Here is a 13292-nt window from a genome sequence, read left to right as displayed (position 1 = left end):
CGTTCCGGCCCGGTGTCTCGTCCCCTGAGCGAGACAACCGGTGGTTCTCGGAGGGAGCGAACGATGAAGGTTGCAGTCGCGGGAGGCACCGGCCTGACCGGGCGGCACGTGGTCGAGCTGCTGGACCGGGCGGGGCACGAGCCGGTCCCGCTGTCGCGGGCGGCGGGCGTCGACCTGCTCACCGGCTCGGGACTCGACGCGGCGCTGGCCGGGGTGGAGGCGACGATCGACGTCAGCAACGTCACCACGATGAAGCGGGAGGCGGCCGTCGGCTTCTTCGACAAGGCCGGGCGCACCCTGGCGGAGGCGGAGGCGCGGGCCGGCGTCCGCCACCACGTCACGCTCTCGATCGTCGGCATCGACCGCGTGAAGACCGGCTACTACCAGGGGAAACTGCGTCAGGAGGCGGTCGTGCGCGAGGGCGGGGTCCCGTGGAGCGTGCTGCGGGCGACGCAGTTCCACGAGTTCCCGGGACAGATCCTCGAGCGGCTGCCGGGACCGGTGGCGCTGGTGCCGGCGATGAAGGTGCAGCCGGTCGCGGTCAGGGAAGTCGCCGAGGCGCTGGTGGAGCTGGCCGTCGGGGAGCCCAAGGGCATGGCGGGGGACCTGGCCGGGCCGCGCGTCGAGTCCCTGGTCGACATGGCCCGGCGGGTGATCCGGGCCGGGCTTGCCCGCCGCCGGCCGGTGGTGCCGCTCTGGCTGCCCGGCCCGATGCGTACGGGTGGACTGCTGCCGACCGGTCCGGGGCCGCGCGGGGTGCAGACATTCGACGAATGGCTGGCCGAGGCGGCGGGTTCGCCGAGCATTCACCGCGACGATGATCCTCGGACGTATCGGTGATCATCGACGTCGCCGTAGGGTTCGGTCCATGGTGAAGCCTCGTGTTCGTTCCCTGCTGGCCGCGGCTGTGGGAACGGTGCTGGTCGTTTCCGTGGCCCCGGCCGTACGGGCGGAAGCCGCGCCCGTGCCGCTCGTGGCGGATCCCGCCGCGTACGTGGACCCGTTCATCGGCAGCTCGCGGGGCGGCAACACGTGGCCCGGGGCGACCCGGCCGTTCGGCATGATCGCGTGGAGCCCGACCAGCACCACCGGCGACCAGACCAGCACCGGCGCCGCCAACGGGTACGAGTACAACGTCACGAAGGTGCGCGGGTTCAGCCTCACCCACGTCAACGGTGCCGGGTGCAATCCGGGCGCCGCGGGCGACGTGCCGATCATGCCGTACGTGGGCGACGTGGACACCTCACCGACCGCGGACACCCGCGACGCCAAGTACGCGGCCACGTTCTCGCACGCCAACGAGTCGGCGAGCCCCGGGCGGTACACGGTCACGCTCGACTCCGGCGCGCGGACCGACCTGGCGGTGAGCACCCGGGCGGGCGTCGGGGACTTCTCGTTCCCCGCGGGGGCGGCCGCGAACTTGCTGTTCCGCACCTCGAACTCGCTGAACGGCAGCGAGGACGCCGAGATCAGCATCGACGCCTCCGCTCGTACGGTGAACGGCTCGGTCCTGACCGGGGGTTTCTGCGGGCGGCGCGGCAACGGGGGCGGCGCCTCCAACCCGAACCGGCGCTCCTACTACCGGCTCTACTTCAGCGCGGTGTTCGACCGTGACTTCGCGCGGACCGGCACGTGGAAGGACTCGGCGGTCACGCCCGGAGGCACCACGGCCGGCGGCGGCGAGGGCTACCTGACCGGCGCCGATCGGGCCGGCCGCGGCTCCGGCGGGTGGGTCGGCTTCGACACCGGTTCGGACACGGACGTGCGGATGCGCATCGGGATCTCGTACGTTTCATCGGCCGGCGCCGCGGCCAACCGGGAGGCGGAGGTGCCCGCCGGCGCGACCGTCGACTCGGTCGCGGCTGCCACCCGCACTGCCTGGACCACCGAGCTGAAGCGGATCCGCGTCGGCGGCGGCACCGAGGCCCGCACCACCGCCTTCTACACCGCCGTCTACCACTCGCTCATGCAGCCGCAGACGATGAATGACGTCGACGGCCGCTACCTTGGCGCCGACCTGCAGATCCACAGCCTCCGCCCGGGACAGGAAGCGGCGTACGGCACGTTCTCGGGCTGGGACCAGTACCGCGCGCAGATCCAGCTGCTGGCCATCCTGCGCCCGGACGTCGCCGGGGACATGGCGCAGTCGATGATGGACTTCGCCGCGCAGAACCGGGGCATCTGGGACCGGTGGCTGCACCTCGGCGCCCCGACCCACGTCATGACCGGCGACCCTGCGGCGCCGACGCTGGCCACGTACTACGCGATGGGCGTGCGCGACTTCGACGTCCGCGGGGCCCTCGACTCGCTGGTCAGGCAGGCCACCGTGCAGAACCCCGACGCGCTCTCCGACGCCGGGTGCCCCGGCCAGTGCCTGGGACAGCGGCCGACGCTCACCACGTACCTCGCCCTCAAGTACGCCGCGAACGACATCTGTCACTGCTGGGGTGGGGCGGCGGAAACGCTGGAGAACTCGCTCGCCGACTTCTCCCTCGCCATGTGGGCGCAGCGCGCCGGGCGTACGGATCTGTACCGCGAGCTGCTCCCGCGCGGCGACTACTGGACGAACACCTTCAACCCCGCGGTCGGCTACCAGGCCGCGCGCCGGGCCGATGGGAGCTGGCAGAGCGGCTTCACACCGGCCACGGACGTCGGCTTCGCGCAGGGGTCGAGCGCCACGTACACGTGGATGGTGCCGCAGGACGTGTCCGGCCTCGCCGCGCTCATGGGCGGCCGGACGGCGGCGGCCACCCGGCTCGACGGCTTCTTCCACGACGAGAACGGCAACTGGGCGGTGCTCGGCGGCAACGCGCTGCGCTACGACCCGACGAACGAGCCGGGCATCCACGCGCCGTGGCTGTACAACGGGCTCGGGCAGCCGTGGAAGACGCAGGAGACCGTACGGCAGATCGTGGACACCGCGTACGGCACCGGCCCGGCCGGCCTCCCCGGCAACGACGACCTGGGCACGATGAGCGCCTGGTACGTGTTCGCCGCCATCGGGCTGTTCCCGCAGGTGCCCGGCAGGGCGGAACTACTGCTCGGGAGCCCGGTGTTCACCCGGATCGAGATCGACCGCAGCAACGGGGTCCGGTTGGCGATCAACGCCGGCGGGACAGGGATGTACGTGCAAGGGGTGCGGTTGAACGGGGCGGTGCTGAAGAAGTCGTGGCTGCCGGAGTCGTTCGTGCAGCGGGGCGGAACGGTGGCGTTCGCACTGGGGGAGAAGGCGGATACGGGATGGGCTACGGCGCCCGGTGATCTGCCCCGGGACCACTGACGGATTCCTACTCGTAGCGGCGGGATGCTGACTGGCGGGTGCGTTGGTCCTGGTCGTCGAGCTGGGCCGGCCACGGCGTGGCAGCTCGCGGCCCGTTGATCGCCGACGGGTCGATGGGGAAGGCCGACGGGTCCGCGGTCGGGAACAGGTCCGGTTCCGTCGCGGCCGTGCCGCTGCGGAGCTCGCCGGCAGCGTCGCTGCGGAGTCCGTCGTCCGCGTGGCGGCGGAGTTCGCCGGCCGCGTCGCTGTGGAGCTCGCCCGCGAGTGGCGGCAGGTAGTCGTCGTGGGTTGCCCGTCGCCTGCGCTCTGACGGTCGACGCAGGCCTGCGCTCCCGTCGGGCACGGCGCCCGCGCCGGTGGAGGCGGGGTCGCCGTAGCCGGGGCGGAGCGGATAAGGCTCCGACGAGAAGGGGTCAGCTGCTGCGGTAAAGCGGTCACCCTCGGGCGCGAACGGATCAGGTGCTGCGGTGAAGTAGTCGTCCTCGCGCGCGAACGGCTCCGGTGACAGCGGCGGCGCCGGGGTGAACGGCTCGGGCGTGAGCGGTGCCGGGGTGAACGGCCCGGGCGCGAGCGGTGCCGGCGTGAATGCCTCCGGCGCGAACGACTCGGCCTCGGGCGCCAACACGACGGGTTCCGCCGAGAAGCGGCCTCGGTCGGCCGGGAACGGGTCGGCATCGTCCGGTTCCGGCGCGAAACGGCGCTGCTGCCCGGGCGGGAATCGGTCCAGCTCCTGAGTGGACAGGTCGATCCCGGGCTCGTCCCGAGCCGGTTCCGGCGTCACGGGACGGTCGGTCGCCCAGGTGCCGTACGCCGACTGGTCGTGGCCGGCGTCCTGGGCGGCCTGTTCGATCACGGAGGGTGGGAGCCGGACCGTCTGCACTCCAGGCGCCCGGCGCCTCGAGAGCCGCTGCGTCGCGTCACCCGAGCCCGTCGATGCGGCCATGCGACGGGTCGCTCCGCCGTCCCCCGGCTTCGCCCTGGTGCTCGCGTAGACACCGGAACCGCCCACCCCATCGTCATCGCGCAGGGAGAACCCGGTCTCGCGGTTCACGTCCGCCCGGCGCCCGGCGTCAGCCAACTCCGCTGCGAACCCGAGATCGCTCAGCCCCGCCTCAGCCAACGCCGTGCCATGCCCGGCGTCACCGAGCGCAGCGGAGCGGAACTCCGAACCGGAGCCCACCACGCCCAGCTCTGCGGCTTGCCGCCCATCGGTTGCGTGGCCGGCGGCCGCAGAACGCCGACCGCGTGAAGCACGCCCCGCGGCGCCGGCCCCGGGCCCGCCGGACGCAGGCCGGGACGCTCCCGTGGAAGCCCGGGTCAGCGCGCCCGCCACCGCATCGTTCAGCTTGACCATCACCGCGACCGTGACCGGCAGCACCAGCACTCCCCACCAGCTGACCAGCTCGGCCAGCGCCAGGAGGATGCCGAGGGCGATCGCGCCTTCGAGGAACACGAAGCACAGGAACCCGCTCGGGGCCAGATACTGCAGGCCGAGCATGCGGGCGTACAGGGGCTGGCGGCGGGCTTCGTCGCGGGAGAGGCCGGCGCGGCGGGAACGGGTCACCGGGATCCTCCGGAACGGCGCGCCTCGGCCACGGCGAACACGGCCTGCTCGAGCGCGTACCCCCGGTCCTCGCCGCCGCCCTTGACCGCGGCGTTGCACTCGGCGGCCGCGCGCATCGCGTCGACCAGACCCTCCGGGGACCAGCCGCGCGCCCGCTCCTGAGCCTTCTGGATCTTCCAGGCGGGCATCCCCAGCGAACTCGCCATCTGGTACGGATTGCCGCGACCCGCCGACGCGACCCGAGCGACCGTCCGCACGCCGTCAGCGATCGCGTCGGCGATCGGCACCGGGTCCACGCCGACATGCAGGGCCCACCGCAGCGCCTCGAGCGCCGCGGGAACGTCGCCGATCATCGCAGCGTCGGCCACCGCGAACCCGCTGACCTCCGCCCGGCCCTTGTAGTACCGCGCGACCACCGCAGGGGTGATCTTGCCGTCGGTGTCGGCGAGCAGCTGCGAACACGCGGCGGCGATCTCGCGCAGGTCGGTGCCGACGGCCTGGAGCAGCGCCGCGGCGGCCGGCTCGTCGCACCGCCCGCCGTTGCGCCGGAACTCGTCCCGCACGAACGCCGTCCGCTCCCGATCACCCTTGAGCTTCGCGGCGGCCACCACGGTCGCCCCCGCGGACTTCAGCCCGTCGGTCAGCGCCTTGCCCTTCGCGCCGCCGAGGTGCGTGACGATCAACGTCACGTCGGGGTCGGGATTCTTCGCATACGCGAGCAACGCGGTGATCAGATCCTTCCGCGCGTCCTGCCCGCTGCGGATCACCAGCACCCGCCGCCCGCCGAACAGCGACGGGCTCAGCATCTCGGCCACCTCGCCGGCGGCCAGCTGACCGCCCTCATACTCCCGGACATCCGCACCGGGCTCGGCCGCGCGGGCCGCCTCGACCGCCGCGGCGACCGCCCGGGCGGCAAGCAGCTCCTCGTCGCCGACGACAAGGAGCAGGGAGGGAGGCGCGCTGTTCACGCCGAGAATCTTCGCACGCTGGTCCGACACTTCCGTACGGCTCACTCCTGCGCGCATCCCTCTGACCGGGGAACGCGAAACCAGACATATCGGCAAACCGCCATGCCTGCCCCAGGCGTGACGTACTCGATCAGGCTGGATGTCTGGCCCGCGAGGCCAACGTGATCCGACGCACATCCGAACCGATCGCCGAGGGTCGAATCGCACAGACGGCCTAACTCGGGCGTGTCCGGTTGCCCTTTCGCGGTGATGGCCTATATAGGTACGGCCGCAGCACGGTCCCGTGGCGCACGGCCCGGCGGGTGCCGTCCCGGCCTGGTCGCGCCCGCATCCGGGCTTGGGTGCAATGCCGGCCCCGGCGGCCAAGTCGCGTCGCCGGCCGCCGTGCCGGTCGGTGGTTCGGGGTGCGGAAGAACCAATCGCGGCCCTCTCGGCCCGTGGCCGTCGCCCCGCGCCCGGCGCCGGTGGCCCGGCACCCATGGCCCCTCAGGCCGTCGCCCGTCGCCCGTCGCCCGTCGCCCGTCGCCCGTCGCTCGTGCCCGTGGCCCGTGCCGTCGCCCGTGGTCCGTGCCGTGGCCCGTGGTCCGTGCCGTGGCCCGTGGTCCGTGCCGTGGCCCGTGGTCCGTGCCGTGGCCCGTGGTCCGTGCCGTGGCCCGTGGTCCGTGCCGTCGCCCGTGGCCCGTGCCGTCGCCCGTGGCCCGTGCCGTCGCCACGTGGTCGGCGCCTCGCGCCCGGTGCCCGTGGCACAGCGCCCGTGGCACAGCGCCCGTGGCTCGGCGCCCGGCGTTTGTGGGCACGCCGTCCGCGGCCGCTACGAAGAGTGCAGTTCTGTCCACCAGGCTCACCGGATCGGTAGGAGCGCGCCGGAGGTGAGTGGTCTTCGCCACGTTCGCCGGCCGGCCGGGATGGGGCGCCTGGGCTGGGTGGGGATACGACTCAGGCACCGCTGGACCTGAAGGTCCGGCGGTGCCTGGAGTGTGGTCCTCGACCCGGCCGCTCACCCGGAGGCGGCGGCCGTTGTGCTGCTCCGCGGCGGGCGCGGGGCGGCGCAGGTCAGGCGGACAGCGAGGCGATCCGCTTGGCGATGGCCGACTTGCGGTTCGCCGCCTGGTTCTTGTGGATGACGCCCTTGCTAGCGGCCTTGTCGAGCTGGCGCGAGGCGACACGCAGCAGCGTGGTGGCCGTCGCGGTGTCTCCGGCCTCGCTCGCCTCGTTCAGCTTGCGGATCACGGTCTTCAGCGACGACTTGACCGACTTGTTGCGCAGCCGGGCCTTCTCGTTCTGCCGGTTGCGCTTGATCTGGGACTTGATGTTCGCCACGCGACAGCCTTGTCCTGACTAGTTCGGATGATGTACTCGGACGGTGGCGGGCGCAGCGGGTAGCAGCGCGTCACCACACGCGACGAACCAATGTATCAGGCTCGCTCGGGCGTCCCCAAATCCAGCCGGGGCACCGCGGCAGCTCAGCCCGTTGTCGGCCAGCCCCGGCGTGCCGCGAGCCAGGCCAGCGCCTGGCCGCCGCTGAACCGTTGGTGTTGCCGGCCGTGCGGGGAGGCGCTGCTCGGGCCACCGGCCGCCCGGGTCAGCCAGTAGCCGCTCATCGCGGCCAGCGTGCCGTCCACGCCGGCGTCCGGAGCTCCCCACGGCTCCAGCAGGCGGTCGGTGTCCAGGCCGCTCGCGTACACGGTGACGAGCAACGTGACGGTGTCGAACCACGGTGCGCCGAGGCAGGGCCACGTCCAGTCGCACAGCCAGCTCTTCCCGTACGCATCGATCATGATGTTGTCGATCCTGAGGTCGCCGTGGAGCATCGCCGGGCCCTCGACCAGCGGGGGAAGGCCCTGTTCCAGGCGCGCGAGGTCGTCGAGGTGACTACGGACCCACGCGGGCGACGGTGGGATCGGCGCGCGTCCCGCTGCGATCTCCGACCACCACGACAGCTCTCCGCGGACGATGTCGCTCAGCCGGGGCAACGCCGCCACCGGTGAGACGGCCAGTGCTGTCGATGCTCGCTGCCACGCCTGCAAGGCCGAGGCGAGGTCGTCCGGCTTCCAGGGCAGCTCGGGTACGCGCCCGCGAACCGCCTCCAGGCAGAGCACGTAGTGGCCTCCGGCGACGAGGGTCCAGCGCGGGCGGGCGGCGGGGACCTCGGGTGGCAGCGCTGATGTGATGGCCGCCTCACGGGCGTACGCGTCGGATGGGGGGTCTGCGAGCGGGGCCGCCTTGAGGAAGGCGCGTTCGCCGGCTGCCGTCTCGACGATGGCCGCGAAAGCCCTGGTGAAGCCGCCACCCGCGGTGGCGGCGGAAACGACCGGAGACCCGAACCGGTCGTTGATCGCCGACCGCACGGTGGGTGGCAGATCATCCCAATCCGGGCGTACGGCGGTAGCGCCGTAAGCGATCTCGGGCAGCGATACCGGACGCATGCCCCCATCCTGCCTCCCCGCTTTTGTCGTACCCGGCTGGCAGGCTGTCGGACATGAGAACGGACGACTTCTGGGCGGTCATCGACCGGGCGACCGCCGACCGGCCGGCCTCGCCGGACGAGGTGGCGAAACGGGCGGCAGCCGAGCTGGCCGGGCGCGACCCCGCCGAGATCGTGGACTGGGCCCGCCACCTCGACAAGGTGATGAGCGCCTCCGGCAAGGAAGACCTGTGGGCGGCGGCCTACCTCATCAACGGAGGCTGCTCCGACGACGGCTTCGACCATTTCCGTGGCTGGCTCATCGCCAACGGGCGCGACGTCCTGGCCCGGGCGGTCCGAGACCCCGACTCGCTGGCCGACGTCCCCGCCGTCCGCTCCGCCGCGAGCACCGGCGCGGTGTTCGAGGCCGAGGAAGTGCTGACGATCGCCCAGATGGCGTACCAGCAGGCGACCGGCGAGGAGATGCCGCCCAGCGAGGCGCCTCCTGGACGGCCGGACGCGGCGATGCTCTGGGATTTTGACGACGAGGAGGAGATGCAGCGGCGGCTGCCCCGGTTGTCGTCGCTGTTCCTGGAGCCGCCGGACTAGCTCTTGGAGCGAGGTGTTTTGGCATCTGCGGCTGGTTCGGCGGCGCCGCGCTGGGTGGCGGGGGTGATTGTGCCGCTGTGATGTGTGCCGCTGGTGATGTGGGCCGCTCGCCAGTGGGCGGGAAATGGGGTCGAGAAAGGACGGCGACCGTGGGCAGGGTTGGGCCATGAGCGTTGAGCAGCAGGTTCCCGCGGAAGTGTCGTTGCGTGGCGGAGTCGCCGCGGTGAGCTGCAACGATGCGTATTCGTTCAGCAAACCGAACCGGCCGGAGATCGTCCTGGTCCCCGGGCTGGGCGTCGAGGGCGACATCCACGCCGGTGTCACGGTCCGGCACCGCAGCCGGGTGGCCGTCGACCCGCTTCAGCCGAACCTGCGCCAGGTCCACCTCATCCAGGCCGAGCTGCACGACGAGGTACGAGCCGAGGGGTTCGACGTGCCGGCCGGTGGAATGGGCGAGAACGTCACCACTACGGGGATCGACCTGCTCGGCCTGCCGTGCGGCACGATCCTGCGATTCGGTGCCGGTGTGGGTGTGGGTGTGGGTGTCGGTGTCGGCAGCGGTGGGGGAGCTGGGGCCGGGGCTGGCGCGAGCGTCGGAGCCGGCGTTGGGCCGGGGCAGGGGCCTGCCGATGTGGTGGCGGCCGCCGGGCGGGCCACGCTGGATGATCCCACCGCCGGCGCTGTTGCGGTGCTTTCGGCTGTTGTGGCCGCCGAGGCCGAGCGGGCTGACGTCGATGACCGGCCTGCGGTTGTGGTGACCGGGCTGCGGAACCCGTGTCAGCAGATCAACCGCTTCCGGCCCGGGCTGCTGAAGCGGGTGCTCGGCAAGGACGAGGCCGGCAATCCGGTGCGCCGGGCCGGGGTGATGGCGGTCGTGTTGCGTGGTGGCGTGATCAGGCCGGGCGATGCGGTATCCGTGGAATTGCCGGCCGGGCCGCATCGGCCGCTGGATCGGGTGTGACCGACGTCTGTGCGCGGTGGCGGGCCGTTGCTCGGGCCCCGGCGCTGGGCGTGGTGACGGTGCGGTGACCGGCAGGCGCCTGAGCGCGGTGACCAGCTGGTGCCGGAGTGCGGTGACCGACCGCCATCGGAGTGCGGTGACCGGCCGCCGTCGGAGTGCGGTGACTGGCCGGCGGGCGGGTCTGGGGGCGGTGGTTCGGGGGGTGGCTCGGGTCTCGTCCGGGGTGGGGTTCGCGGCGTGGGACGATAGATGGGCCGGTGTTCCTACCGGTTGCCAGTCCGGCAGGGTGGACCCTGCCGATCGGTAGGCCAGATCCTGAGTGAGAAGAACGGACGAACGTGCCTGGACCGCTCGACGCCGGCGTGAACATCATCGGAGCGACCGATCCGCGTCGTATCCGCAATTTCTGCATCATTGCGCATATCGACCACGGGAAGTCGACGCTGGCCGACCGCATGCTGCAGATCACCGGCGTGGTCGATCCGCGGCAGATGCGGGCCCAGTATCTCGACCGGATGGACATCGAGCGTGAGCGTGGCATCACGATCAAGAGCCAGGCCGTGCGGATGCCGTGGGTCGTGCGCGAGGGCGACCTGACCGGCGACTCCGCCGTCCTCAACATGATCGACACCCCCGGGCACGTCGACTTCACGTACGAGGTGTCGCGCAGCCTTGCCGCCTGTGAGGGTGCCGTCCTGCTCGTCGACGCCGCTCAGGGCATCGAGGCGCAGACCCTGGCCAACCTGTACCTGGCCATGGAGAACGATCTGCACATCATCCCCGTACTGAACAAGATCGACCTGCCGGCCGCGCAGCCGGAGAAGTACGCCGAAGAGCTCGCCAAGCTGATCGGGTGCGAGCCCACCGACGTGCTGAGGGTGTCCGGCAAGACCGGTGAGGGCGTGGCGCACCTGCTGGACGAGATCGTCCGGCAGTTCCAGCCCCCGGTCGGGGAGGCCGACGCGCCCGCGCGGGCGATGATCTTCGACTCCGTGTACGACGTGTACCGGGGCGTGGTCACCTACGTCCGCGTCATCGACGGGCGGATCGAGGCGCGCGACCGGATCAAGATGATGTCGACCGGAGCCGTGCACGAGCTGCTCGAGATCGGCGTCGTGTCGCCCGAGATGGAGAAAGCCGGCGCGCTCGGGGTCGGCGAGGTCGGCTACCTCATCACCGGCGTGAAGGACGTGCGGCAGTCCCGCGTCGGTGACACCGTGACCGGGAACGCGCGGCCCGCCAAGGAGGCCCTCGGCGGGTACAAGGACCCGAAGCCGATGGTGTACTCCGGGCTGTATCCGATCGACGGCTCCGACTACCCGGCGCTGCGGGACGCGCTCGACAAGCTGAAGCTCAACGACGCCGCGCTCACGTACGAGCCGGAGACGTCGGCCGCGCTGGGATTCGGGTTCCGGTGCGGCTTCCTCGGGCTGCTGCACCTCGAGATCATCGGGGAGCGGCTGGAACGCGAGTTCAACCTCGACCTGATCTCCACCGCGCCCAACGTGGTGTACCAGGTGATCACCGAGGACATGCAGGAGCACGTCGTCACGAACCCGAGCGAGTTCCCGGACGGCAAGATCGCCGAGATCCGCGAGCCGGTCGTCCGCGCGACGGTGCTGGTGCCCAACGAGTTCGTGGGCGCGGTCATGGAGCTGTGCCAGAGCCGGCGCGGCAGCCTGCTCGGCATGGAGTACCTGTCGGCCGAGCGCGTGGAGCTGCGCTATACGCTGCCGCTCGCCGAGATCATCTTCGACTTCTTCGACCAGCTGAAGAGCAAGACCAAGGGGTACGCGTCCCTCGACTACGAGCCCTCCGGCGAACAGGTGGCCGACCTCGTCAAGGTCGACATCCTGCTGCACGGGGAGCCGGTCGACGCCTTCAGCGCGATCGTGCACAAGGACAAGGCGTACAACTACGGCGTCACGATCGCCGCCAAGCTGCAGAAACTCATCCCGCGCCAGCAGTTCGAGGTGCCGATCCAGGCCGCGATCGGCAGCCGGATCATCGCCCGGGAAACCATCCGCGCCATCCGCAAGGACGTGCTCGCCAAGTGCTACGGCGGTGACATCAGCCGTAAGCGCAAGCTGCTCGAGAAGCAGAAAGAAGGCAAGAAGCGGATGAAGATGGTGGGCCGGGTGGAAGTGCCGCAGGAGGCCTTCATCGCCGCGCTGTCGACGTCGGACGGGCCGGACACCAAGGGCACCAAGAAGTAGAGGCCGGGCCGCGTTCGCTGCGGTGACCTGAGGAAGCTGGCTGGGCGGCCGGCGGGTAACGGCGCTCGGCTCGGCTGATGCGTGGGAGTGGCTGGCGGGCGGTGCGAGGGCGGCCGCTGGGTGGTGCATGAGCGCGCCGGCTGGGTGGTGCACGAGCGCGGCCGGCATGGCGGTACACGAGCGTGGTCGGCTGGGCGGTACACGAGTGTGGTCGGCTGGGTGGTGCGCGGGCGGCCGGCTGGGTGGTGCATGAGCGTGGTCGGCTGGGTGGTGCATGAGCGTGGTCGGCTGGGTTGTGCATGAGCGTGGCCGGCTGGGTGGTGCACGAGCGCATTTGGCTGGGCGGGTGCGGGGATGCCTGGCTGAGTCCTGGGAGGCGCGCGGACCAGTGCTGTGGGCGGTCGGCGACCGGGCTCGGGTGGGTCGTTGCTGGTGGGCTCTGGGGGAGCTCTGGGGCCGGTGGGGACGCCCGGTATGTCACCCGCGGATCAATCTTGGTGGCGGGCCGGTGCGGGTTGGGGTCGGGTGGAGGGGCGCTGACCTGCGGGTTTGTCGGTGGGTGGGGATCTTGGGGCGGTTGGCTGAGAGGTTCCTGCGAAATCGGCGGTTTGATTTTCGAGGCGGTCGGGAAATCTGCCGTTCGACGGACGCAACGAATGCTCCACCCCCGAGGAGGAACAACCCATGACTGTCACCGGCATCATCACCGCGCTCATCGTCGGTCTGATCATCGGCGCGCTGGGCCGCCTGGTCGTACCGGGCAAGCAGAACATCCCGATCTGGCTGACCATGGTCATCGGTGTCGTCGCCGCGCTGCTGGGCACCGTGATCGCCCGCGCCGTCGGCCTGGCCGACACGAACGGCTTCGACTGGACTGAGCTGCTGTTCCAGGTTGTTCTCGCCGCCATCGGTGTCGCGCTGGTTGCCGGCATCGGCGGTCGCCGCAGCTACACCCGCTGACCTTCGGGCCCTCGCGGCCCGCAGGAACCGCACTGCCACAGAACGCCGGGTCTCCCATGGGGGCCCGGCGTTTCTGCATGTCCGGAATAGGTCCGAGGAAAAGGTCCGGGCGGCCCGCCGGAAAGGAAGCGAGGAAAGCGCGGAGAACGGTCGGGCAGGGCGCGGGGAAGCGGTCCGGACGGCCCGCGAAGAAAGGCCCGCGACGGCCGCGAAAGGTCGGACCCGGGCGCGGGCAAAGGGCGGAGACGCGGAAGGGCGGGAGCGGGCAGGGGAGGGCTGGAGAGGAAGCAAGCGGGGGGCGGGGAGGAAGCAAGCGGGGGAGGGTGGGGA

9 protein-coding genes and 1 pseudogene are annotated in these 13292 nt (G+C 71.5%); 6 read left to right on the top strand and 4 right to left on the bottom strand.

Annotated elements, in window-relative coordinates; genetic code table 11:
- Positions 1–63: 63 nt before the first annotated feature.
- Both IT780_RS24625 and IT780_RS24620 read left to right on the top strand, forming a co-directional pair.
- Positions 64–840, top strand: coding sequence for an SDR family oxidoreductase (locus tag IT780_RS24625; protein ID WP_199514011.1), 777 nt, complete (start codon positions 64–66; stop codon positions 838–840).
- Between the two features lie 28 nt (positions 841–868).
- Positions 869–3280 (top strand): GH92 family glycosyl hydrolase, encoded by a 2412-nt coding sequence (locus IT780_RS24620; protein ID WP_199514010.1) that lies wholly within the window; start codon positions 869–871, stop codon positions 3278–3280.
- Between the two features lie 1306 nt (positions 3281–4586).
- Here the strand turns inward: IT780_RS24620 and IT780_RS42110 are convergent.
- From IT780_RS42110 to IT780_RS24600, 4 genes and pseudogenes are all read right to left on the bottom strand, one after another.
- Positions 4587–4844, bottom strand: a pseudogene (locus IT780_RS42110) (hypothetical protein); the annotation flags it as partial.
- Complete coding sequence (holA, locus tag IT780_RS24610) at positions 4841–5821, bottom strand: DNA polymerase III subunit delta (protein ID WP_199514062.1); 981 nt, start codon at positions 5819–5821, stop codon at positions 4841–4843. The gene holA and the pseudogene IT780_RS42110, both read right to left, overlap by 4 nt.
- A 1044-nt stretch (positions 5822–6865) precedes the next feature.
- A complete protein-coding gene (gene rpsT, locus IT780_RS24605) occupies positions 6866–7132 on the bottom strand; it encodes a 30S ribosomal protein S20 (protein WP_199514008.1) in 267 nt (88 codons plus the stop codon).
- A gap of 143 nt (positions 7133–7275) precedes the next feature.
- The gene (locus tag IT780_RS24600) at positions 7276–8238 is read right to left on the bottom strand and encodes a phosphotransferase family protein (RefSeq protein ID WP_199514007.1); all 963 of its coding nucleotides are present in this window, start codon (positions 8236–8238) and stop codon (positions 7276–7278) included.
- Positions 8239–8291: 53 nt separating this feature from the next.
- Between IT780_RS24600 and IT780_RS24595 the strand changes: the two genes are divergently transcribed.
- From IT780_RS24595 to IT780_RS24580, 4 genes are all read left to right on the top strand, one after another.
- Complete coding sequence (locus tag IT780_RS24595) at positions 8292–8825, top strand: DUF4240 domain-containing protein (protein WP_199514006.1); 534 nt, start codon at positions 8292–8294, stop codon at positions 8823–8825.
- Positions 8826–8991: 166 nt separating this feature from the next.
- On the top strand, positions 8992–9786 hold the full coding sequence (locus IT780_RS24590; RefSeq protein WP_199514005.1) for an MOSC domain-containing protein: 795 nt from the start codon (positions 8992–8994) through the stop codon (positions 9784–9786).
- A 338-nt stretch (positions 9787–10124) separates the two neighbouring features.
- The gene (gene lepA / locus IT780_RS24585; protein ID WP_199514004.1) at positions 10125–12002 is read left to right on the top strand and encodes a translation elongation factor 4; all 1878 of its coding nucleotides are present in this window, start codon (positions 10125–10127) and stop codon (positions 12000–12002) included.
- Positions 12003–12686: 684 nt separating this feature from the next.
- Positions 12687–12962, top strand: coding sequence for a GlsB/YeaQ/YmgE family stress response membrane protein (locus tag IT780_RS24580; protein WP_199514003.1), 276 nt, complete (start codon positions 12687–12689; stop codon positions 12960–12962).
- Positions 12963–13292: the final 330 nt, after the last annotated feature.

This window comes from Nucisporomicrobium flavum, assembly GCF_016464385.1.
Taxonomy (GTDB): domain Bacteria; phylum Actinomycetota; class Actinomycetes; order Mycobacteriales; family Micromonosporaceae; genus Actinoplanes; species Actinoplanes flavus_A.
This window is presented reverse-complemented; position numbering and strand designations above follow the sequence as displayed.

Excerpts from the sequence above, each read along its gene's own strand:
- IT780_RS24580 (WP_199514003.1), top strand. The coding sequence starts at position 12,687 with ATGACTGTCACCGGCATCATCACCGCGCTCATCGTCGGTCTGATCATC.
- IT780_RS24620 (WP_199514010.1), top strand. The coding sequence starts at position 869 with ATGGTGAAGCCTCGTGTTCGTTCCCTGCTGGCCGCGGCTGTGGGAACG.
- IT780_RS24625 (WP_199514011.1), top strand. The coding sequence starts at position 64 with ATGAAGGTTGCAGTCGCGGGAGGCACCGGCCTGACCGGGCGGCACGTG.
- IT780_RS24595 (WP_199514006.1), top strand. The coding sequence starts at position 8,292 with ATGAGAACGGACGACTTCTGGGCGGTCATCGACCGGGCGACCGCCGAC.
- IT780_RS24590 (WP_199514005.1), top strand. The coding sequence starts at position 8,992 with ATGAGCGTTGAGCAGCAGGTTCCCGCGGAAGTGTCGTTGCGTGGCGGA.
- IT780_RS24600 (WP_199514007.1), bottom strand. The coding sequence starts at position 8,238 with ATGCGTCCGGTATCGCTGCCCGAGATCGCTTACGGCGCTACCGCCGTA.